Raw genomic sequence first — 20,468 nt, 5'->3', positions numbered from 1 at the left:
GTGTGTGCCAAGAAGTGGTGTAAGGCCTTTCTGTCAGCCCATTTGACCGGAATAGACGCTGCAGCGCTGTGCAGGTCTGGTTAAGATCCCTGCATTCCTTTCTCGCTTTCTGAGGTTGCCATGCGCTTTAGCGATCTGCTCGATGCGGTCCGCCGCCAACCGGAACTGACGATTCCTGCCGAATGGGGTCAGGGCCGTGCCAGTTTTGGTGGTCTGGTTGCCGCGCTGCAATACGAAGCCATGCGTGCGAAAGTCCCGGCGGATCGTCCGGTGCGTTCGCTGGCAATTACCTTCGTCGGCCCGGTCGAGCCTGAAGTCCCGGTGAGCTTCGAAGTGGAGGTGCTGCGCGAAGGCAAAGCCGTCAGTCAGGTCATGGGCCGGGCGATGCAGAATGGCCAGGTGGTGACGATCGTTCAGGGCAGTTTTGGTGCCTCGCGGCCCTCGGAGGTCGCCGTAGAAGCCTATCCGGCGCCGGTAATGAAACACTGGGACGAATGCCAGGAGTTGCCCTACATCAAAGGCGTGACCCCGGAATTCATGCGCCATCTGGCGATGCGCTGGAGCGTAGGCGGCATGCCGTTCACCGGCAATCAATCGCGTTTGATGGGCGGCTGGGTACGGTTACGTGGGGATGTCAAAGAAGAGCCGGTCAAGGAGGCGCATCTGTTGGCCCTGGTGGATGCATGGCCGCCCGCGCTGTTGCCGTATCTGAAGAAGCCGGCACCGGGCAGCACGTTGACCTGGACTATCGAATTCGTACAGCCGTTACGCGACTTGAGTACGGTGGACTGGTGCCAATACCTGGCCGATATCGAGTACGCCGCCGACGGCTACGGCCATGTCGCCGCCAAGTTGTGGAGCGCTGAAGGTAAGCTGATTGCGATGAGTCGCCAGACGGTCACGATCTTCGCCTGACTCAATGCCGGCGATGGCGCTCACGCCAGGCGCGCCACCAGCCGCCACTGAGAAAAAACCGCGGAAAGGTCAGGAACTGCTCGACCAGTAAGCGCGACACCGCATCTTTACGATCACTGAACGGCTCGGAGGCTTGCGCCTCCAGGCTGTGGCCATGGCGCTGCAAACCCAGCGCCGCAACGATACCGATCACGCCGATGGCAACGCTGGCCAGACTCAGGCTGAACACCCCTGAGACGATCAGCAGAAACGCGACGATGAACAACGGCACGGCGATCAGGTGCAACACCAGATTGGTCGGGTGCTGGTGATTGCCCGGGTACGCGCGCCATTGCCACGCGGGAAGGTTGGGGTGACGTTTGCCCATGTTTTCTACTCCTCGATCCATGTTGAACTCATGGTTGAAGAATAGGCCCGGGCGGCGAGGGCGGCGAATCAAGGTTGGCTATTGAAGTGATAGGCGTCATCTCAGGATTCGATGCTGGATGGGATGACGCCTTCGCGAGCAGGCTCGCTCCCACATTGGATCGGTGCGCATACAAATTCCCTTGTGGGAGCGAGCTTGCTCGCGAAAGGGCCTTCAGAGCTTCAACTGACCTATTGCCTTGCTCAACTCCCCGGCCAACGTCGCCAGTTCATTACTGGTCGTCGCCGAATCCACTGTTTGCTGCACGGTGTTTTCGGTCACATCGCGAATACTCACCACCGCCCGGTTCATCTCTTCGGCGACCTGACTCTGCTGCTCCGCCGCCACGGCAATCTGCGTATTGCTTTCACGCATCTGCGCCACTGCTCCGGTGATCTCCGCCAGCGCCGCGCCAGCCTCTTGCGCCTGCTGCACGCAGTCGTCGGCCTTGTACGAACTCTCCTGCATGAAATCCACCGCGTCGCGAGTGCCGGCCTGCAAGGCCGAAACCATTGTGGTGATCTCGTCGGTCGAGGTCTGCACGCGTTTGGCCAGATTACGTACTTCATCGGCAACCACGGCAAACCCTCGACCCATTTCACCGGCGCGGGCCGCTTCGATGGCGGCATTCAGTGCCAGCAGGTTGGTCTGCTCAGCGATGCTGTGAATCACGCTGACCACGCCGTTGATCTTCTGACTGTCCTCGGCCAGCCGCTGAATCATCTCGGCGGTCTGCTGCACACCGCTGGATAATCCGGCAATCGAATGCTGCACCCGGGCAACCACTTGCTGACCGCTGCCGGCGAGGCCGTCGGCGGTCTGCGACAAGTCGCGGGTGGCGCCGGCGTGCTGGGCGATGTGGTAGACCGTGGCGGTCATTTCGTTGATCGCGGTGGCCGCCTGATCGGTTTCGCTCTGCTGGCCGAGCATGCCGTGGCGCACTTCGTTCATGCTCGACGCCAGCCGCGCCGCACCGACATCCAGTTGCCGTGCGGTGTTGGCCACCGTGGTGACGACGCGCTGATAACCGGCCTGCATCGCGTTGAACGCGTTCGCCATCTGCCCGACTTCGTCTTGGCCGGCCAGCGGCACGCGTGCGGAAAGATCGCCGCTTTTCTCGACGTGGAGCATCACGTCTTTCAGCGTGTTGAGCTGGCTAAGCAAGAAGCGGATCAGCAGTTGCGAGGCACACAGCATGGCGAACATCAGAATGAACACCGCCACCGCATAGTTGGCAAAACGTTCGCTGAACACCTGAGTCAGGCTCGGGCCAAAGGCAATCACTGCGACTTGCTGGCCATCGGTGCGGCTGAACACTTCGGCGCCCATCAACGGATTGTCACCGAACAGCGGCAGGTGGTTGATTTCGTTCCAGCCGTTGCTGTCGGTGATTTCCAGCAAGGGTTGATCATTCAGGCGCGGTGCTTCGCCGCGCTTGAAGGTCAGCACCTGATCGGTTTTCGGCAATGCCTGCCCGACCGGCCAGGCCTTGAGCAATTGCGCCTGGGCTTGCGCCGAGGTCTGAGACGCGAGACTGCGCGCCTGTTGTTCAAGCTGCACGGCGTACAGTACCAGCAGCAGGGTGGTGACGAAGGCGACCGCATTGACCGCCCAGAATTTGTATTTCAGCGAGATATTGCTAAGCCAGGCACCCATGGAGGTCTTCTCTGATAGCGGAAACAGTTTTGGCAAGGTGCCAGCATTGTGCCGCTATGCAGATATAGACATTTTGATGTGAGTCAACAGACTGCACTGACTCCCACAGAGGAATTCTGGTGTGTCAGGGAAGGACGGGGAGGTTGTAGAACGCGCGGGCGCACGCGGTGGTGTGCGCCGCCAGATCCTCCTCGGTTTCGCCACGATGCAACGCCACTTCGCGCAGCACTTCAGTCAGATACGCCGGTTCATTGCGGCCGTTCTTCGGTTTCGGTCGCAATGTGCGCGGCAGCAGATACGGCGCGTCACTTTCCAGCATCAAGCGTCCGCGCTTGATCTCTTTGACCAGTGGATGCAAATGCGCGCCACGGCGCTCATCGCAGAACCAGCCGGTGATGCCGATGTGCAAGTCCAGATCGAGGTAGCTGAACAACGCCTTCTGCTCCCCGGTGAAGCAGTGCACCACAGCGGCGGGCAATTGATCGCGGAAGCCTTTGAGGATTTCCAGCAGGCGCTGGCTGGCATCGCGCTCGTGCAGAAACACTGGCAGTTGCAGCTCGACGGCCATGGCCAGGTGTTCTTCGAGGACTTTTTCCTGCTGTGGGCGCGGCGAGAAATCACGGTTGAAATCCAGCCCGCATTCACCCACGGCGACTACATTTTTTTCTTGCAACAGATTGCGTAAACGACGAGCGCTGTCAGCGTTCCAGTCACTGGCCGAATGCGGGTGAATACCGGCGGTGGCGAACAACTGTTGGCTGCTTTCATCGAGCTGCTGGCACAGCTCCAAGGCTTGCTCACTGCCCTCGACGCTAGTGCCAGTCAGCACCAATTGGCAGACTCCGGCCGCATAGGCGCGATCAAGCACGGCCTGGTGTTTGTCGGCGAAACTGGGGTTGGTCAGGTTGACGCCGATATCGATGAGTTGCATGGTTGCTACCTCGGGCCGAAGGCCGGAAAGCATACCAGAGCTGTAGATTTATAAGAAAAACCAAGAACTACAACGAGTTATAGCTGTCTTTTGATGCCGCGACGCAGCCCGGTTTGGCAGAAGTGCCATTACTGTGCCAGTCTCTCGCACTTTGCCAGCGCTCCAAGCGCTCTGTTTTCGTCGGTAATTTCGATCTTTTAGAGATGAAGTTGCCCCGTATTCTTTCCGGAGAGTGGATGGTTCGTCCCTCGGTTTTGCTGCTGTTGTGTGGATCGTTGCTGCTGCCGATGACGGCGGTCGCGCGCCTGCCCGGGCCACTGCAAGCCGTGCCGGCGGCCAAGGTGCGGGACTTGTCCGAGATTCGCAGCAGCCGCGTGTTGCGCGTGCTGGTCAATCAGAGCCGCAACAGCTCCGGCGAAGTGCAGGGCCAGGCCATCGGCGTCGAATACCATCGCCTGCGCGCCTTCGAGCAATACCTCAATGGGCATGCTCGCGACGGCCAGGAAATCACCCTCAAGATCATTCCCAAAGCCAAGGATCAACTGCTCGGCGCGTTGCAGCGTGGCGAGGGTGATCTGGTTGCACCGGGCGAGTTGCTTGAGCTGCAACCGGGCTTTGCTGTGGCCAGCAGCGAACCGATCGCCAGCAACGTGCCGCTGGTGTTGGTCGGGATCAAGGGTGAACGGCGCTACAGCAAAGTCGAGCAGCTCTCCGGCAAAACCCTGGCGTTGCCGACCGGAAGTGCGGCGGGGGAGGCGGTCAGTCAGCTCAATCAGAAACTGGCGTTGCACAAACTGGCGCCGATCAAGATTGAATGGGTCGATCCGACGCTGGCGGTAGAAGATGTGCTGGAGATGGTTCAGGGCGGCATTTTCCACCTGACCATCGTCGAGCAACCTATCGCCGAGCGCTGGGGCAAGATCCTGCCGAAGCTGCGCTTTGACCGGCAATTGATGATCAGCGAGCCGGGCGAGGAATACTGGTTCGTGCGCCGCGATGCTTCGATGCTGCGCGCAAGCATTGACCGCTTTCTCGGCGGCTACAAGAAACCGTCGAATGAAGATGCCGCGTTTCTGCGCATCTATCGCCGTCTCTACCAAGTCCATTATCCATTGGCCAAGGCTGACCGCCAGCGTCTGGAAAAACTGCGCCCGACCCTGCAGAAGCATGCCCAGGCGCAGAACATGGACTGGTTGAACCTCGCCGCGCTGGCCTTCAAGGAGTCAGCGTTGCAACCCAACGCGCGCAGCGGCAGTGGCCCGACCGGGCTGATGCAGATCACGCCGTCCGCCGCACAGCGAGTCGGTGTGAGCAACATTCAGAATCTCGATGCGAATGTGCAGGCCGGCGCCAAGTACCTGGCGATGATCCGCCGCAAGTTCTTCAACAGCCCCAAGCTCAATGAGCGCGAGCGCATGGCCTTCACGCTGGCGGCCTACAACATCGGCCCCGAGCGCGTGCAGGGCATGCGCGCTGAAGCCCGGCGGCGCGGGCTGAACCCCAATCAGTGGTTCTTCCAGGTCGAGCGCATCGCCATGGAGCAGGTAGGAATGGGGCCGGTCAGCTATGTTAATAGCGTGAACAAGTATTACTTGGCGTTCGACCGGGAGCGGGAGTCGTTGGAGCCCGGGGCGCAAAAAGTCGTCTCACGGAAATGATCTAATAAACTGATTGTTATGGCGGAATATTTGCGCTTTTAACATGAAATTTACTGATTAATATAGCGGCCAACCAACACACACAACTTCTCGCAAAAACAAGGAATGCCCCATGAGCTCTCTGATCAATAAAGTACTGTTCACCCGCGCCGGTTACGGTCTGACCATTCTGCGCATTGCTGTCGGCGTGATCTTCGCCGCTCACGGCTCGCAAAAACTCTTCGGTCTGTTCGGTGGGTATGGTCTGGCAGGCACCGCGCAGTACATGGACAGCATCGGTCTGCACCCGGGCTACCTGATGGCGACGCTGGCGGGCGGTACTGAGTTCTTCGCTGGCCTGGCTTTGATTATCGGCCTGCTGGTACGCCCGGCAGCATTGGGTCTGACCTTCCTGTCGCTGGTGGCGATCTTCACTGTACACATCAGCAACGGTCTGTTTATGGCCAACAACGGTTACGAGTTCGCTCTGGCCCTGCTCGGTGGCAGCCTCGCCGTCCTGGTCGAAGGCGCCGGCAAGCTCTCGGTGGACCGCGCCATCGCCGGTTAAACGCTCTGGCTCAAGGAAAAGGCCCGCATTGTGCGGGCCTTTTTTTGTTGCGGCTGATTCTTGACACTGATCGGTCACGTTCTCTAGGATGTTGCCCATGCGCCGATTTAAACAGCTACTTGCGGGGCGCCAGGTGACTTCAACAGTTGCCGTCAGAAGCCGGAACAGGGCTTCGAAATACCGCTAAAGCGCTGGTTCGGTGTTGCCTCTCACCTGCCATGCAGACTTTTGAGGCAGAGACACGACACGATGAATGCACTACGCCCTCCAGCACGTCCCGCGCCGATCACGGCTCATATCACCCAGCGCAACCCGAAAATCCTTCTTGGCGGCAAACATCAGCCGACGCTGTTGCGTTATCTCGATGGCTGGCCACGTCGCAGCGGCGGTCCTGCAGCGTTCCTGATCCAGTTCGTGGAAGACGGCGAGTCGCTGGCGCGGTTTGCCACTGACAGTTTTGATCTGGCAGTGATTCAGGCCCCGACTGCCGAAGATGCGCCGGAGATGATCAAACAACTGGTCCGCGTTGCGCGGCAGGGCCTGATCACTCGTCGCTGATACGCTTTACGGATAGTCGATAGCGACGATGTAAACGAACTGCTCACCGGTTGGCGTCTGCACCCGCACCTCAGCGTCCAGCGCTTTGCCGATCAAGGCGCGGGCCAGTGGTGAGTCGATGCTGATCAAACCCAGTTTCAGATCCAGCTCATCCGGACCGACGATGCGGTAGCGCGATTGCTTGCCGTCTTCGTCTTCGATGGTCACCCACGCGCCGAAGTAGACCTTGTTCGGATCACTGGGTTTTTCACTGACGACTTTCAACGCTTCCAGGCGTTTGGTGAGAAAGCGCACGCGACTGTCGATCTCGCGCAGCATTTTCTTGCCGTAGGTGTATTCGGCGTTTTCCGAGCGATCACCCTGAGCTGCCGCTTCGCTGACCGATTGCGTCACCTGCGGGCGGCGCACATGCCACAACTCATGGAATTCGGCGCGCATCCGCGCTTCACCTTCGGGGGTGATCAGCGCGGTGCCGGCGGGGCGTGGAGGGCGATAACGGCTCATGGCAACTTCTTGTGATTAGGACCGCTTGAGTCTATCAACCCTCACGCAACACTGTCAGTGGACTTGCGTTGAGTGCCCGGCGCGTGCCGAACACGCCCGCACCACCAATCAGCGCCGCGCCAATCAACGGCAGTACCAACAGCCAGGGATGTGGGTGCCACGGCAGATCGAACGCGTAGCGATACAACACCAGACTCACCACTTCCGAGCCGATGGCTGCAAGCAAACCGCTGACCGCACCCAGCAGGCCGAACTCGATGCGTCGTGCCTTGACCAGCAACTTGCGCTCGGCCCCCAAGGCACGCAATAGCGCACCTTGGCGAATGCGTTCATCCAGCGTTGCCTGCAATCCGGAAAACAGCACGGCCATTCCCGCCGCCAAGACAAACAACAACACATACTCTACGGCCAAAGTGACTTGGGCGAGGATGCTGCGCAGTTGTTCCAGCAGCGCTTCGACCTGAAGAATGGTCACCGCCGGGAAGGTGCGCGACAGTTCAACGATCTGCTGATCATGACCGGGCGCCAGATAGAAGCTGGTCAGGTAAGTCGCTGGCAGATCCTTCAACGTGCCGGGCTGGAAGATCATGAAGAAGTTCGGCTGGAAATTGTCCCAGTTGATTTCGCGCAGGCTGGTGACCTTCGCTTCGCGGTTGACCCCGCCGACGCTGAACACCATGTGATCGCCGAGTTTAAGCTTGAGGCTTTCGGCGACTTTGCCTTCCACCGATACCCCGGGAACATCGTCGGTTGGCTGATCTTTCCACCATTCACCCGAAGTGAGCTGGTTGCCCGCCGGTAAATCAGCGGCCCAGGTCAGGCTCAGGTCGCGTTGCACGGCACGGTCGCCCGCCGAATCCTTGCTGACGATTTGTTGTACGGCTTCACCGTTGATGCTGATCAATCGCCCCGGCACCACGGGATAAAGTGGTGCAGCTTGCGCGGACACCTTGATCAAATGATCGGTGAAGGCCTGTTTGTCTGCCGGCAGAATGTTCAGCGCAAAGTAGTTTGGCGCATTTTTCGGCAACTGGTTTTGCCAAGTGTCGAGCAGTTCGCCACGCAGCAGGGCGATCAAGGCCATCGACAACAGAATCAGGCCGAATGCCAGCGACTGACCGGCCGCTGCCAACGGATGACGCAGCAACTGACCCAGACCCAAGCGCCATGGCAGCGAAGCACGGGCGAGCATCCGCCGCAGGCTCTGCAACAGCAACAGCAGCAGGCCGCCCAGCACCAGCGCGGCGACCACGCCACCGCCGAGCAGGGCGAATGTCAGCAGCAGATCCAGACTCAGGCGCCACATGATCAGGCCGAGCGCACCCAGGGCGGCGCCGTAAACCACCCATGTGCTCGACGGGATCGGCAGCATGTCCCGGCGCAGGACCCGCAGCGGTGGCACACGGCCCAGCGCAGCGAGTGGCGGCAAGGCGAAACCGGCCAGCGCCACGAGCCCGGTGCCGATCCCGGCGATGGCTGGAAACAGACCGCCCGGTGGCACATCGCTTGGCAACAAATCATGCAGCAGCGCGAACAAACCCAGTTGTGCCAGCCAGCCGAGCAGCGCTCCGCTGAGCGCTGCGAACAAGCCGAGCACGGTCAACTGCAAACTGAACAGCACCATGGTTTCCCGGCGCGATAGACCGAGGCAGCGTAGCAAGGCGCTGGCATCGAAGCGGCGACTGGCAAAACGGTTGGCCGACAACGCCACCGCGACACCGGCCAACAACACCGCGACCAGACTGGCCATGTTCAGATAACGTTCGGCCTTACCGAGTGCACCGCCAATCTGCCGGTTGCCGTCGCGGGCATCCTGAATCCGCTGATTCGCAGCGAGCCCGGGTTTGATCAGTTGCCGATAGGTTTCCAGCGCCTGCGGTTCACCGCGCCACAGTTCGCGGTAACTCACGCGGCTGCCGGGTTGCACGACACCGGTGGCGGCAAGGTCATCGAGGTTGATCATCACCCGGGGCGTGAGGCTATAGAAGTTGCCGGCGCGATCCGGTTCATACGTCAGCACGCGGGACAGTTTCAAGGTCTTCATGCCGACATCGATGCTGTCGCCGATCTTCAGATCAAGCGCCGTCAGCAGGCGTGCCTCGACCCAGGCTTCGCCGGGTTGCGGTTCACCGCCGGTTTCTTCGGTGGCGAAAGGCGCTGGTGCACTTTTCAGTTCGCCGCGCAACGGATAGGCGCGGTCGACGGCTTTGATGCTCGACAGCTGAATGCCGTTGTCGGTGGCGATGACGCTGGAGAACTCCACCACTTGCGCATGATTCAGGCGCAGCTCGGTGCCGCTTCGGATCTGCTCCTCGCGAGCCGGCGAACTGCCTTCCAGCACCAGATCGGCACCGAGAAATTCGGTCGCGCGCAGCATCATGGCGCCGTTGAGGCGGGCGCCGAAATAACCGATGGCGGTACTCGCCGCCACCGCCACCACCAGCGCGAAGAACAACACGCGCAATTCCCCTGCGCGGGCATCGCGCATGAGTTGGCGCATGGCGAGACTGAACAGGCGCAACAGCGGCAAACGTGCCATCAAGGCTCCAGAGGGGCGACCAACAGCCCGGCTTCAAGTCGGATCAGGCGCCGGCAGCGATGGGCCAGGCGTTCGTCGTGGGTCACCAGCACCAGAGTGGTGCCGCGTTCCTTGTTCAATTCGAAGAGCAAATCGCTGATGCGCTCGCCGGTGTGGCTGTCGAGGTTGCCGGTGGGTTCGTCGGCAAACAGCACGTCAGGCTCGGCAGCAAAGGCACGGGCGATTGCCACGCGTTGTTGTTCGCCACCAGAGAGTTGGCGCGGTGAATGCGTCAGGCGCTGGCCGAGGCCGACCCGTTGCAGCAGTTCAGTTGCGCGTTCACGGGCATCTTTGCGGCCATCGAGTTCCAGCGGCAGCATGACGTTTTCCAGCGCGTTGAGGCTGTCGAGCAACTGAAAGGACTGGAAGACGAAACCGACATGCTCGGCACGAATGCGTGCGCGCTGGTCTTCATCGAGATTGCTCAGGCCCTGGCCGGCCAGAATGACTTCGCCACTGCTCGGCAGGTCGAGACCGGCGAGCAGGCCGAGGAGGGTGGATTTGCCCGAACCGGATGCGCCGACGATGGCCAGGCTGTCGCCCTTGTTCAGTTCCAGGCTGAGTTCGTGCAGGATAGTCAGTTCACCTTCCGCGCTGGGAACCACTTTGCTGAGGTTCTTCGCGGTGAGAATGCTTGCGCCCATGGAGAATCCGATGCGTGTGTGGTTTTTGAGTGCTGGCCTGGCCTTGATGTGCATGGCCCAGAACGCAGCGGCGGGTACTGTCCTGATCGTTGGCGATAGTATCAGCGCCGGTTTCGGACTGGATACCCGCTTGGGGTGGGTGTCGTTGCTCGAACAACGGCTCAAACAGGAGGGTTTCGACGACAAAGTGGTCAATGCCTCCATCAGCGGCGACACCAGTGCCGGAGGCCAGGCGCGGCTGCCCGCGCTGCTTGCAGAGCATAAGCCGGAACTGGTGATCCTCGAGCTGGGCGGTAACGATGGCTTGCGCGGAATGCCGCCAACTCAATTGCAACAAAATCTTGCCTCGATGATCGACAGTTCGCGCCAGAGCGGTGCCAAGGTCTTGTTGCTGGGCATGCAACTGCCGCCCAATTACGGCAAGCGCTACACCGATGCCTTTGCCGAGGTCTACGGCAAACTCGCCGATGATAAAAAGATCCCGCTGGTACCGTTTTTCCTCGACGGCGTGGGCGGTCATCCAGACTTGATGCAGGCCGATGGTCTGCACCCGGCGGTCGGGGCTCAGGGCAAGTTGCTGGAAAATGTCTGGCCGACGCTAAAACCGCTGTTATGAGGCTTTTCTAAGGGCAGGCTTTCGGCTAATGTGGCGCCCCCTTATTTGGAGCCCCCGATGTCGCGTTCTGCCTGGTCTCTGTTTGCCTACCAACTGATCGAGCCTGACGAGCAGCTGGATCTGTTCGCCTGCCAGGAAGTGCGGGTGCATCTGGTGACGCGGCAACTCGAACTCGGTGGCTCGGCCGATCGCACCCTCTGTGGCAGTCTACTGCCGGCGCAGCCACGCTGGTCGAGTGTGGATCGCCGGGTGTTTCAGGATCAGCGCCTGTGTTCGTTGTGCCGGGCGATTCTGGAGTCGCAGAAGCGCGGCACCTCGCCTATCTGGCCGGAGCTGCGTTTCGAGCTTTAAGATCAAAAGATCGCAGCCTGCGGCAGCTCCTACATGAAGAGTTTCGCCAGCCTATCGGGCTGTCTCCCCGAATTCCCAAGGTGCGGTGTACAATCGCGCTCTTATACCCTTGTTGATCATGCGAAGGATTTTCCGGATGTTGCCGCGCTTTCCTGCCGTCACCCGCTGCCTGTCACTTGCCGCCCTGTGTGTGGCCGGTCCCGTTGCTGCATTGGAGTTTCCCCTGCCACCACCCGGTGAAGACATCATCGGTCAGGTGCAGGTGATCAAAGCCAAGTACGAAGACACTTTCGCCGATCTGGGCACCCAGTACGATCTGGGCTACTCGGAGATGGTCGCTGCCAACCCGGGCGTCGATGCCTGGTTGCCGGGCGCCGGCACGGAAATCGTTTTGCCGACCCGTTTCATTCTGCCGCCGGGCCCGCGTGAAGGCATCGTCATCAACCTTGCCGAATACCGCCTCTACTATTTCCCGAAAGGTCGCAACGTGGTGTACACGTTCCCGCTGGGTATCGGTCGTGAGGGCTGGGGTTCGCCGATCGCGCACACCTCGATCACCGCCAAGACACCAAACCCGACCTGGACGCCTCCCGCGTCGATCAAGGCTGAACACGCCGCTGATGGCGACCCGCTGCCGAACGTGGTACCGGCCGGCCCGGACAATCCGCTGGGTCCGTTCAAGTTCACCCTGGGCACCCCGGGTTACCTGATCCACGGTTCGAACAAGAAATTCGGTATCGGCATGCGCACCAGTCACGGCTGCTTCCGCATGTTCAACAACAACGTACTGGAAATGGCCGGCATGGTCCCGGTCGGTACGTCGGTACGCATCCTCAACGATGCCTACAAGTTCGGCAGCAGTGGCGGCAAGGTATATCTGGAAGCGCACACGCCGATCGACGACAAGGGCAACCCGTCGGTGGTCGACAAGCACACCGCAGTGATCAACGCGATGCTCAAGCGTGAAGACGTCACCAGCAACCTGCGCGTGAACTGGGATGTGGTGCGTGATGTGGTCGCGGCTGAAGATGGCCTGCCAACGGAAATCGGCACGCCAAGTACTTCGGCGCCGATCGTTTCGAGTGCACCGATCGATCTGCAGCAATAAGCCAGTGGTCAAGAGCCCGTCGATGCGTGATGCGTCGGCGGGTTTTTTATTGCCCGGACAAAATCTTCAGGCACAAAAAAGCCGACCCAGACATCGGATCGGCTTGATAACAATCCCGAGGGATTATTACTTGCGGCTAGCTTTGTCCAGCATGCGCAGAGCACGCTCGTTAGCTTCGTCAGCAGTCTGTTGTGCTTTTTGAGCAGCAGCCAGAGCTTCATCAGCTTTACGGTAAGCTTCGTCTGCACGAGCCTGGGAGCGAGCAGCTGCGTCTTCAGTAGCGGTCAGACGTGCTTCGGTTTCTTTCGATGCGCTGCTGCAACCGGTAGCCAGAACTGCGGCCAGAGCCAGAGCAGAGAATTTCAGAACGTTGTTCATCGTGTTCCCCTTCAAGGACTTTCAAATTAAGTGGCTGTCTCCTCACGATTGAGGAAATAGCCGGCGTACATACTACCCATTACTTGTAGTAAGTAAACTGACGTAAGGCAAGAAGCAAAAAAAATTGTAGGCGTTGATTCTTTTTCGAGCAACTTTTAACTGCGCTGTTTAAAAAATACCCAGCTGCAAGCCCCGAGCTGAGCGAGTTAATGAGAAAAAGTTCCCGTTGCCACGTGTTGTTTTTGCAGTCTTGGCTAAAGTCTGTCTAGATGAATTCGTCCACACTTTTGTTCCGATTTTGCGCGCTGCTTCGCTTATCTTTGTCCATGTTGAGGTGACTTTAAAAAAGGCTGCACGTCTTAAGTCTCAACATCCGGCAATGTTCAGGTGAGTGGCCCGGGAAGATCTTCTCCTCAGTCACCTCTGCGTCCATCGGAGCAACCCCCGTCAACCCGCTTGATGACGAGCGTACCTTGAGCATTTTTGCCAATGGTGCCTACTATTTATCAGGTGCCAGGTTGCGCGAGATCGGTGTGGCTCTTCTCGGTGTCCATCAGGCACAGGGTGGCGTAGATGTTCCTTCGCCGGAAAAACATCGGTAAGGTAGGGGTCAGAATTCAAGACCCGCGAGGAGTAGTGATGAGCGAGGCGTTGTCCATCCACCATGACCAGGCTGGTCATCAGTTCGAGACCAATGTGGACGGTCATCGTGCCTACCTGACTTATATGGATCTGGGGAAACAGACCCTGGATATCTATCGCACGTTTGTGCCCAACGCCTTGCGCGGTCGAGGCATAGCGGCAGCGCTGACAGAAAGCGCTTTGCAGTACGCCGAAGAAATGGGCTACACGGTGATCCCGTCGTGCTCCTACGTCGAGCGCTACATGGAACGTCATCAGCGCCGCGCGGCCAAAATCTGAATCACACACACAAAAACGCCGGGCATTGCCCGGCGTTTTTTTATGCCTGAAAAACGCGTATCAGCTGCGCTGGCGTTTTGGCAGAACATCCTTGAGCTTGGCGTGCATGCTGCGCAGGGTGTTCTCGGTGGCAGACCAGTCGATGCAGGCATCGGTGATCGACACGCCGTATTGCAGGTCGGCGAGGTCTTTCGGAATGGCCTGGCAACCCCAGTTCAGATGACTCTCGACCATCAGGCCGATGATCGACTGGTTGCCTTCGAGGATCTGGTTGGCGACGTTCTCCATCACCAGCGGTTGCAGGGCCGGGTCCTTGTTGGAGTTGGCGTGGCTGCAATCGACCATGATGTTCGGCTTGATCTTCGCTTTGTTCAGCGCCTGTTCGCACAGGGCAACGCTGACCGAATCGTAGTTCGGCTTGCCGTTGCCACCGCGCAGCACTACGTGACCGTAGGCGTTGCCTTTGGTGGTGACGATCGACACGCCACCTTCCTGGTTGATACCGAGGAAACGGTGCGGGCTGGACACCGACTGAAGGGCATTGATCGCCACAGTCAGACCGCCGTCAGTGCCGTTCTTGAAGCCGACGGCCGAGGACAGGCCGGAAGCCATTTCCCGGTGAGTCTGCGATTCAGTGGTACGCGCGCCGATGGCCGACCAGCTGATCAGGTCCTGCAGGTACTGCGGGGAGATCGGGTCGAGGGCTTCGGTGGCGGTTGGCAGGCCTTTTTCGGCCAGATCCAGCAGCAACTGACGGCCGATGTGCAGACCGTCCTGAATCTTGAACGAGTCGTCCAGGTACGGATCGTTGATCAGGCCTTTCCAGCCAACGGTGGTCCGTGGCTTTTCGAAATACACGCGCATGACCAGATACAGGGTGTCGGAAACTTCCGCCGCCAGCACCTTGAGGCGATCGGCGTATTCGTGGGCAGCCTTGATGTCGTGGATCGAGCATGGGCCGATCACTACGAACAGACGGTGGTCGGTGCCATCAAGAATGTTGCGAATGACTTCGCGGCCCTTGGTGACGGTGCGCAGGGCAGCATCGCTCAGAGGGATATCACGCTTGAGCTGATCGGGAGTGATCAGGGTCTCGTTAGAGGCGACGTTTAGGTCGTTGATCGGTAAATCAGCCATCGTTTACTCGTCAGGTCACGGGTGCCGGCCGCCAGCGATCCCCGCGCGGCGGAGCACAGCAGATTTAAGCGCGTCGGGGAGCGGAACCTTAGCGCGTAAAGCGCCTGCTCGACAATGGGCATGTAACGGTTTAGAGAAGACGGTCAGTCCAGCACTGGCTGGGCGAAAGCCTTGCGAACGCTGTCGTGGGAGAACTCGTCGGCGTGTTGCTCGACCCATTGCAGGGCCAGCGCCTGAATATCCTGCAGGTCATCGTGGCTTTCGTTCATGCGGCAAAAGCGCTCGATCTGACACACCTGCTCACCCATTCGCGCGCTGAACAGCGTCTGCTCATCGGTAAAGGCGATGCCCACCAGATAGCCTTTTTTGCGGCGCAGGCACCACGCCACATAGCCCGGATAGCAGATGCCGGCGTTGAGTGTCGGCATGCGCACTTGCAGCGCCGTGCCATGGCGCCAGGCACGGTGGTAATTGCAAGCAATGCCGCCGAGGCTGATAGTGTGCAGCTGTTGCCTGGAAATACACTCAGGCTTGAGCAAGGTTAATTCGACCGGCACCTCGTCCGGATGAGGAATGAAACGTCCCATGAGCACAGACTCCCTGTGTCGGCCATTTGACATTGTTTCCCCCAGTATAGTGGTCGAATCCGAACTGACCGATTTCGACGCCGACCAACGGCTGTTGGCGATGAGCGGCGTTTCGCTGGTGCTTTTCACCAGTGTCGGCTGCGCCAGTTGCCGTTATGCCCGCGAGGTGTTGCCGGATATGGCGCTGGGGATTGATCGCCTGTGCTGGATCGATGCCGGCGACAACGGCGGGTTGGTGGAGCGCTATCAGGTCTTTCATTTGCCGGCGCTGTTTGTGGTGCGCGACGGTGAGTTCTTTGGGGCATTGCACACGCGCCTGACGGCCGATGCGCTGAACGCGGCGCTGGCGCAGGCACTGGGTCGAATTGCAGAGGAGTTGCCATGATGGGGGCAGTGAATAAACCGGTCGTAGGGATTATCGGTACCGGGGCAATTGGGGGGTTCTACGGTGTGATGTTGGCGCGTGCCGGTTTCGATGTGCACTTTCTGTTGCGCAGCGAGTTTTCGGCGGTGGCTGAGCGCGGTTTGCAAATCAACAGCGCAGTGCATGGCCCGTTGACGTTGCATCCGGCGCGGGCCTATTCGTCGGCCGAAGACATGCCCAAATGCGACTGGCTCTTGGTGGGGGCGAAAACCACCAGCAACGCCGGCCTCGCGCCTTCTATCATTCAAGCGGCCAAAGCGGATGCGAAAGTGCTGGTCCTGCAAAACGGTCTCGACGTCGAAGACAACTTGCGTGAATTGCTCCCTGATTCCCTGCACCTGCTCGGCGGTTTGTGCCTGATCTGCGTGCATCGCGAAGGGCCTGGACGAGTCACCCACCAAGCCTTGGGCGCAGTCAATGTTGGCTATCACAGCGGTCCTGCCATCGATGACGTTGCGCGTATGGCAATAGTCGAAGAGGGCTCCAATCTGTTCCGCACCGCCGGAATCGATTCCCAGGCAATGCCCGATCTGCAGCAGGCACGCTGGCAGAAACTGATCTGGAATATTCCCTACAACGGACTCTCGGTCTTGCTCGGCGCCAGCACCACGCCGCTGATGGCCGATGCCGACAGCCGCGCGTTGATCCAGGCGTTGATGGCCGAAGTAGTGCAGGGCGCCAAGGCTTGCGGCCACGACGTGCCGCCGGGGTACGCCGAGTATCTGTTCATGATGACCGAGAAAATGCCCGACTACTGGCCGAGCATGTACCACGACTTTTTACACAAACGACCGCTGGAGCTGGAAGCGATCTACGCTCGGCCGTTGGCGGCAGCGAAAGCCGCGGGTTGTGAGTTGCCGCGAATCGAAGCGTTGTATCGCAATTTAAGTTTTATCGACCGGCGCAACGTTTAAGCCGGTCGCTCTGGGGGAAGGCATGGCCAAGAACATCGATGACAAACTGGTGCTGGCGATTTCGTCGCGCGCCTTGTTCGACCTGAGCGAGAGCCACAAGGTCTATCTGTCGAGCGGCGTCGAAGCCTATCGGCAATATCAGATCGAACACGAAGACGAGATCCTGGCGCCCGGCGACGCCTTCCCGCTGGTGGAAAAACTCCTGGCACTCAATAGTCGCCTCGGCCGAGCACGGGTCGAGGTGATTCTGGTCTCGCGCAACAGCGCCGACACCGGCCTGCGCGTGTTCAACTCGATTCATCATTACGGTCTGGCTATTTCCCGCGCGGCGTTTGTCGGTGGGCGCAGTCCGTATCCTTATTTGAAAGCCTTTGGTTGTGACCTGTTTCTTTCCACTCATGCCGAAGATGTGCGTGCGGCGCTGGACGCCGGATTCGCCGCCGCAACGATTCTGTCCGGTGGCGCCAGTCGCGCAGCCAGCGACGAATTGCGCATCGCCTTCGACGGCGATGCAGTGATCTTTTCCGACGAGTCTGAGCGCGTTTATCAGTCCGGCGGGCTGGAAGCGTTCCAGGCCAAGGAGCGCGAGGCGGCGCGCGAGCCTTTGCGCGGAGGGCCGTTCAAGGGCTTTCTGGCGGCACTCAATCTGTTGCAGCGCGAGTTTCCCGATGACGATTGCCCGATCCGCACGGCGCTGGTCACCGCGCGTTCGGCGCCGGCCCATGAACGGGTGATCCGCACCTTGCGTGAGTGGGACATTCGCCTCGACGAATCCCTGTTCCTCGGCGGCCTGACCAAATCGGCGTTTCTCGAAGCGTTCGCTGCTGATGTGTTTTTCGATGATCAGGCCGGCCACTGCGAACTCGCTCGTGAAGTAGTCGCCACTGGCCACGTGCCGCACGGCATCAGCAACGAACCGTCGGTCTAAAGCCCTTTGGTTCAAGACGTTGCGTCACCCGTCGTAGTCGCCTAGGCACTGCTAAGCTGAATCAAATCTCCGCCATGTTGGCACGCGAGGAGGTCATATGATTCGTTCGATGCTGTATGCCACTGACCTCGGTCTGTACGCACCGTTAGTGATGCAGCATGCCCTGGCATTGGCGCGAACGTTCAACGCCGATCTGTACGTGGTGCACGCGGTGGAGCCGATGGGGCTGTTTGCCGAATCGGTGTTGCAGAGTTATCTCGACGAGCAGGCATTGAACGAATTTCACAGCCAGGGTCTGAAAACTGTCATCGCCAATATCGAGCAGCGGGTGCTGGACAGTTTTCGCGAAGAACTGGGAGATGAAGGCGAGCAGGATCTGCAGCGCATTCGCGCGGTGCGCGTGCTGCAGGGCGATCCGTCGCAGGTGATTCTCGACCAGGTGCAGAAACTCTCTGTCGATTTGCTGATCGTCGGCAGTCACAGCCACGGGGTGGGCGCAGAAACGCCGTTGGGGCGCACGGCGGCGCGGGTCCTGCAATTGGCCAAGGTGCCGGTTTATCTGGTGCCGTTGGTGGAGCGTCGGCGGCGGGAGGATCGCTGAAGCAGGAATAATGGCCCTTTGATAAAAAAGTTCTAGATTTATTATTCAAACCATTAATATAGTTATATACCGTCGCTGATGCCCGTGGCGTCTACCTGCTTTGAGGGATTCATATGAAGCTTCAACAATTGCGCTACATCTGGGAAGTGGCGCACCACGACCTCAACGTTTCCGCTACAGCCCAAAGCCTTTACACCTCGCAACCGGGCATCAGTAAGCAAATCCGTCTGCTGGAAGATGAACTTGGCGTCGAAGTGTTTGCCCGCAGCGGCAAGCACCTGACCCGAGTGACCCCGGCCGGCGAGCGCATCATCACGACTGCCGGTGAGATTCTGCGCAAGGTAGAAAGCATCAAGCAGATCGCCCAGGAATTTTCCAACGAGAAGAAAGGCACCCTGTCGATCGCCACCACGCACACCCAGGCACGTTACGCGCTGCCACCGGTGATCAGTAATTTCATCAAGCAATACCCCGACGTGGCGCTGCACATGCACCAGGGTTCGCCGATGCAAATTGCCGAAATGGCTGCTGACGGCACCGTCGATTTTGCCATTGCCACCGAAGCGCTGGAACTGTTCGGCGATCTGGTGATGATGCCGTGCTATCGCTGGAACCGTTGCGTGGTCGTGCCGCAGGGTCACCCGTTGACCAAACTGCCGAAGCTCACACTGGAAGCACTGGCCGAATACCCGATCGTGACTTACGTATTTGGTTTTACCGGGCGTTCGAAACTCGACGAAGCTTTCAGCCATCGTGGTCTGACACCGAAAGTGGTGTTTACCGCGGCCGACGCCGACGTGATCAAAACCTACGTGCGTCTGGGTCTGGGCGTGGGCATCGTGGCGAAAATGGCGGTCGACACCAAACTCGACAGCGATCTGGTGGTGCTGGATGCCAGCGAACTGTTCGAATCGAGCATCACCAAGATAGGTTTCCGTCGCGGCACCTTCCTGCGTGGTTTCATGTGCGACTTCATCGAGAAGTTCGCCCCGCACCTGACCCGTGAAGTCATGGCCAAAGCCATTCAGTGCCATAACAAGCAGGAACTGGAAGAACTGTTCGACGGCGTCGAACTGCCGGTTCACTGATCAACTGCCTCAAAGCACCTCGGTGACAGCAAACTGTTGCCGGGTGCCCGCCACCAGAATCTCCACCTCATCGCCTTCACACTTGCCCAGCAGACTTTTGCCCAACGGCGAGCGCGGGGTGATGACGGTTATCGGCTGACCGACCACATCGACTTTCAGGCCTGCCGCATCCGGCGCCAGAAACAGCCATTGCTCACGTCCCTTTTCGTCTTCCAGGCCGAGCAGGGCGCCGACTTCGATGCCGCGATTTTCATCGTAGGCACGCAGCGTCAGGTTCTGGCACAGCGCCAGTGACTGACGGATTTCTTCGACCCTTTTCGCCTGGCCCGCCGCCAGATACGACGCTTCCAGGCCCAGCGTGTCGTACTTGTTTTCGGCGATGTTCTCTTCGTGAGTCGCGGTTTCGTAAGCGGTTTGTGCGGCGCGCTCGGCGATGTCGAGGTCGATGCGCAATTTGTCGAGAATCAGTTGGTGGACGGCGTGCTTGTTCATGATCAATCGCAGAATTGCAAAACGTTGGTGCGGGATTTTTCGCTTGGAGCCGTCTGATCCTGTTGCAACCAGAACTGGCATTTCGGGTTCGACTGATTTCGCGAGCTGCTGCGCGCTTGATCGAGTCGAGCCTGCTGTTCGTTCTTGCGCAGGTTTTCTTCGTACTGGTCGAACAGGGGGCTCTGCGGCGGAATGTCCGGCTGCACCTGCACGGCGGGCGGAGTGGCCAGTTGCTGTACCGCCTGAGCCACCGGTAGCAATTGTTCTTTGAATACAAAATGCGCCAGCAGCCAGCAGGTCAGCGCAATGGCGAGGAAGCCCAGCCACATGCCCAAGGCAATGCTGCCGGTCAAATGCAGCGCACTAAGCTGAACAGGCAAAGGACGGCGCGGGTTGGGACGGTAGGGCATGGCTGCCTCCTGGCGGATGATTGCGGGCAAGTGGCGATTGTCGCACGAAGATTAATCGCCGTCGGCTCTTCTGCGCGAGGTCATTTATGCGGACAATCGCTGCTTTTGCCAACGGG

General features: G+C 59.4%; 24 protein-coding genes. 13 read left to right on the top strand and 11 right to left on the bottom strand.

From position 1 onward, the window contains the following. Positions 1-120 precede the first annotated feature (120 nt). The gene (locus tag ACZ0A4_RS15200; protein WP_463575406.1) at positions 121-915 is read left to right on the top strand and encodes an acyl-CoA thioesterase; all 795 of its coding nucleotides are present in this window, start codon (positions 121-123) and stop codon (positions 913-915) included. A gap of 1 nt (position 916) precedes the next feature. On the opposite strand, the gene ACZ0A4_RS15195 is transcribed toward ACZ0A4_RS15200, so the two are convergent. The 3 genes from ACZ0A4_RS15195 to ACZ0A4_RS15185 all read right to left on the bottom strand — a co-directional run bounded on the left by ACZ0A4_RS15195 (position 917) and on the right by ACZ0A4_RS15185 (position 3,908). Beyond that, complete coding sequence (locus ACZ0A4_RS15195) at positions 917-1,282, bottom strand: DUF962 domain-containing protein (protein WP_007908547.1); 366 nt, start codon at positions 1,280-1,282, stop codon at positions 917-919. A 213-nt stretch (positions 1,283-1,495) separates the two neighbouring features. Continuing rightward, positions 1,496-2,977, bottom strand: a complete 1,482-nt coding sequence (locus ACZ0A4_RS15190; RefSeq protein ID WP_463575405.1) for a methyl-accepting chemotaxis protein — start codon at positions 2,975-2,977, stop codon at positions 1,496-1,498. Between the two features lie 124 nt (positions 2,978-3,101). Continuing rightward, positions 3,102-3,908, bottom strand: a complete 807-nt coding sequence (locus tag ACZ0A4_RS15185; protein ID WP_463575404.1) for a TatD family hydrolase — start codon at positions 3,906-3,908, stop codon at positions 3,102-3,104. A 236-nt stretch (positions 3,909-4,144) separates the two neighbouring features. Between ACZ0A4_RS15185 and ACZ0A4_RS15180 the strand changes: the two genes are divergently transcribed. The 3 genes from ACZ0A4_RS15180 to ACZ0A4_RS15170 all read left to right on the top strand — a co-directional run bounded on the left by ACZ0A4_RS15180 (position 4,145) and on the right by ACZ0A4_RS15170 (position 6,671). Then, positions 4,145-5,566 (top strand): MltF family protein, encoded by a 1,422-nt coding sequence (locus ACZ0A4_RS15180; RefSeq protein WP_463575403.1) that lies wholly within the window; start codon positions 4,145-4,147, stop codon positions 5,564-5,566. Positions 5,567-5,678: 112 nt separating this feature from the next. Then, entirely contained in the window at positions 5,679-6,113 is a 435-nt protein-coding gene (locus ACZ0A4_RS15175; RefSeq protein WP_397481580.1) for a DoxX family protein, read from the top strand. Between the two features lie 249 nt (positions 6,114-6,362). Continuing rightward, positions 6,363-6,671, top strand: a complete 309-nt coding sequence (locus ACZ0A4_RS15170) for a hypothetical protein (RefSeq protein ID WP_077573983.1) — start codon at positions 6,363-6,365, stop codon at positions 6,669-6,671. A gap of 6 nt (positions 6,672-6,677) precedes the next feature. Here the strand turns inward: ACZ0A4_RS15170 and greB are convergent, their stop codons facing one another. Genes greB through ACZ0A4_RS15155 form a run of 3 tightly spaced genes read right to left on the bottom strand, consistent with a single transcriptional unit; the run spans position 6,678 to position 10,397 of the window. Beyond that, positions 6,678-7,175, bottom strand: coding sequence for a transcription elongation factor GreB (gene greB / locus ACZ0A4_RS15165; RefSeq protein WP_016985509.1), 498 nt, complete (start codon positions 7,173-7,175; stop codon positions 6,678-6,680). A 34-nt stretch (positions 7,176-7,209) separates the two neighbouring features. Continuing rightward, on the bottom strand, positions 7,210-9,714 hold the full coding sequence (locus ACZ0A4_RS15160) for an ABC transporter permease (protein ID WP_463575402.1): 2,505 nt from the start codon (positions 9,712-9,714) through the stop codon (positions 7,210-7,212). Beyond that, positions 9,714-10,397, bottom strand: a complete 684-nt coding sequence (locus ACZ0A4_RS15155; protein WP_007908572.1) for an ABC transporter ATP-binding protein — start codon at positions 10,395-10,397, stop codon at positions 9,714-9,716. The genes ACZ0A4_RS15160 and ACZ0A4_RS15155 overlap by 1 nt, the downstream gene beginning before the upstream one ends. A 10-nt stretch (positions 10,398-10,407) precedes the next feature. Here ACZ0A4_RS15155 and ACZ0A4_RS15150 point away from each other — a divergent pair, with 10 nt between their 5' ends. The 3 genes from ACZ0A4_RS15150 to ACZ0A4_RS15140 all read left to right on the top strand — a co-directional run bounded on the left by ACZ0A4_RS15150 (position 10,408) and on the right by ACZ0A4_RS15140 (position 12,472). After that, entirely contained in the window at positions 10,408-11,013 is a 606-nt protein-coding gene (locus ACZ0A4_RS15150) for an arylesterase (protein ID WP_034155253.1), read from the top strand. A gap of 57 nt (positions 11,014-11,070) precedes the next feature. Further along, positions 11,071-11,364, top strand: coding sequence for a hypothetical protein (locus ACZ0A4_RS15145; RefSeq protein ID WP_007908575.1), 294 nt, complete (start codon positions 11,071-11,073; stop codon positions 11,362-11,364). A 136-nt stretch (positions 11,365-11,500) separates the two neighbouring features. Next, entirely contained in the window at positions 11,501-12,472 is a 972-nt protein-coding gene (locus ACZ0A4_RS15140) for a L,D-transpeptidase family protein (RefSeq protein WP_463575401.1), read from the top strand. Between the two features lie 126 nt (positions 12,473-12,598). On the opposite strand, the gene oprI is transcribed toward ACZ0A4_RS15140, so the two are convergent. Then, positions 12,599-12,850 (bottom strand): outer membrane lipoprotei OprI, encoded by a 252-nt coding sequence (oprI, locus tag ACZ0A4_RS15135; RefSeq protein WP_003199355.1) that lies wholly within the window; start codon positions 12,848-12,850, stop codon positions 12,599-12,601. Positions 12,851-13,489: 639 nt separating this feature from the next. Between oprI and ACZ0A4_RS15130 the strand changes: the two genes are divergently transcribed. Next, a complete protein-coding gene (locus ACZ0A4_RS15130; protein WP_003226804.1) occupies positions 13,490-13,771 on the top strand; it encodes a GNAT family N-acetyltransferase in 282 nt (93 codons plus the stop codon). A gap of 60 nt (positions 13,772-13,831) precedes the next feature. On the opposite strand, the gene ACZ0A4_RS15125 is transcribed toward ACZ0A4_RS15130, so the two are convergent. Beyond that, positions 13,832-14,908, bottom strand: coding sequence for a 3-deoxy-7-phosphoheptulonate synthase (locus ACZ0A4_RS15125; RefSeq protein WP_007908583.1), 1,077 nt, complete (start codon positions 14,906-14,908; stop codon positions 13,832-13,834). A 143-nt stretch (positions 14,909-15,051) separates the two neighbouring features. Beyond that, positions 15,052-15,495 (bottom strand): PilZ domain-containing protein, encoded by a 444-nt coding sequence (locus ACZ0A4_RS15120; RefSeq protein ID WP_141127103.1) that lies wholly within the window; start codon positions 15,493-15,495, stop codon positions 15,052-15,054. Here ACZ0A4_RS15120 and ACZ0A4_RS15115 point away from each other — a divergent pair. The 5 genes from ACZ0A4_RS15115 (at position 15,494) to cysB (ending at position 19,450) form a co-directional block, all read left to right on the top strand. Further along, entirely contained in the window at positions 15,494-15,880 is a 387-nt protein-coding gene (locus ACZ0A4_RS15115; RefSeq protein WP_463575400.1) for a thioredoxin family protein, read from the top strand. The genes ACZ0A4_RS15120 and ACZ0A4_RS15115 overlap by 2 nt on opposite strands. Next, positions 15,877-16,833, top strand: coding sequence for a putative 2-dehydropantoate 2-reductase (locus tag ACZ0A4_RS15110; protein WP_463575399.1), 957 nt, complete (start codon positions 15,877-15,879; stop codon positions 16,831-16,833). The genes ACZ0A4_RS15115 and ACZ0A4_RS15110 overlap by 4 nt, the downstream gene beginning before the upstream one ends. 22 nt (positions 16,834-16,855) lie before the next feature. After that, positions 16,856-17,761 (top strand): 5'-nucleotidase, encoded by a 906-nt coding sequence (locus ACZ0A4_RS15105; protein WP_064120257.1) that lies wholly within the window; start codon positions 16,856-16,858, stop codon positions 17,759-17,761. Between the two features lie 97 nt (positions 17,762-17,858). Beyond that, positions 17,859-18,362 (top strand): universal stress protein, encoded by a 504-nt coding sequence (locus tag ACZ0A4_RS15100; protein ID WP_016985500.1) that lies wholly within the window; start codon positions 17,859-17,861, stop codon positions 18,360-18,362. Between the two features lie 113 nt (positions 18,363-18,475). Continuing rightward, positions 18,476-19,450 carry an HTH-type transcriptional regulator CysB gene (gene cysB / locus ACZ0A4_RS15095; RefSeq protein ID WP_008079948.1) on the top strand — a complete coding sequence of 325 codons (975 nt, stop codon included), beginning with the start codon at positions 18,476-18,478 and terminating at the stop codon, positions 19,448-19,450. Positions 19,451-19,459: 9 nt separating this feature from the next. On the opposite strand, the gene ACZ0A4_RS15090 is transcribed toward cysB, so the two are convergent. Both ACZ0A4_RS15090 and ACZ0A4_RS15085 read right to left on the bottom strand, forming a co-directional pair. Beyond that, entirely contained in the window at positions 19,460-19,942 is a 483-nt protein-coding gene (locus ACZ0A4_RS15090; protein WP_463575398.1) for a GreA/GreB family elongation factor, read from the bottom strand. A 2-nt stretch (positions 19,943-19,944) separates the two neighbouring features. Then, positions 19,945-20,352 (bottom strand): hypothetical protein, encoded by a 408-nt coding sequence (locus tag ACZ0A4_RS15085; RefSeq protein ID WP_463575397.1) that lies wholly within the window; start codon positions 20,350-20,352, stop codon positions 19,945-19,947. Between the last annotated feature and the right edge of the window lie 116 nt (positions 20,353-20,468).

This window comes from Pseudomonas sp. AC172 (genome assembly GCF_979258595.1).
This window is presented reverse-complemented; position numbering and strand designations above follow the sequence as displayed.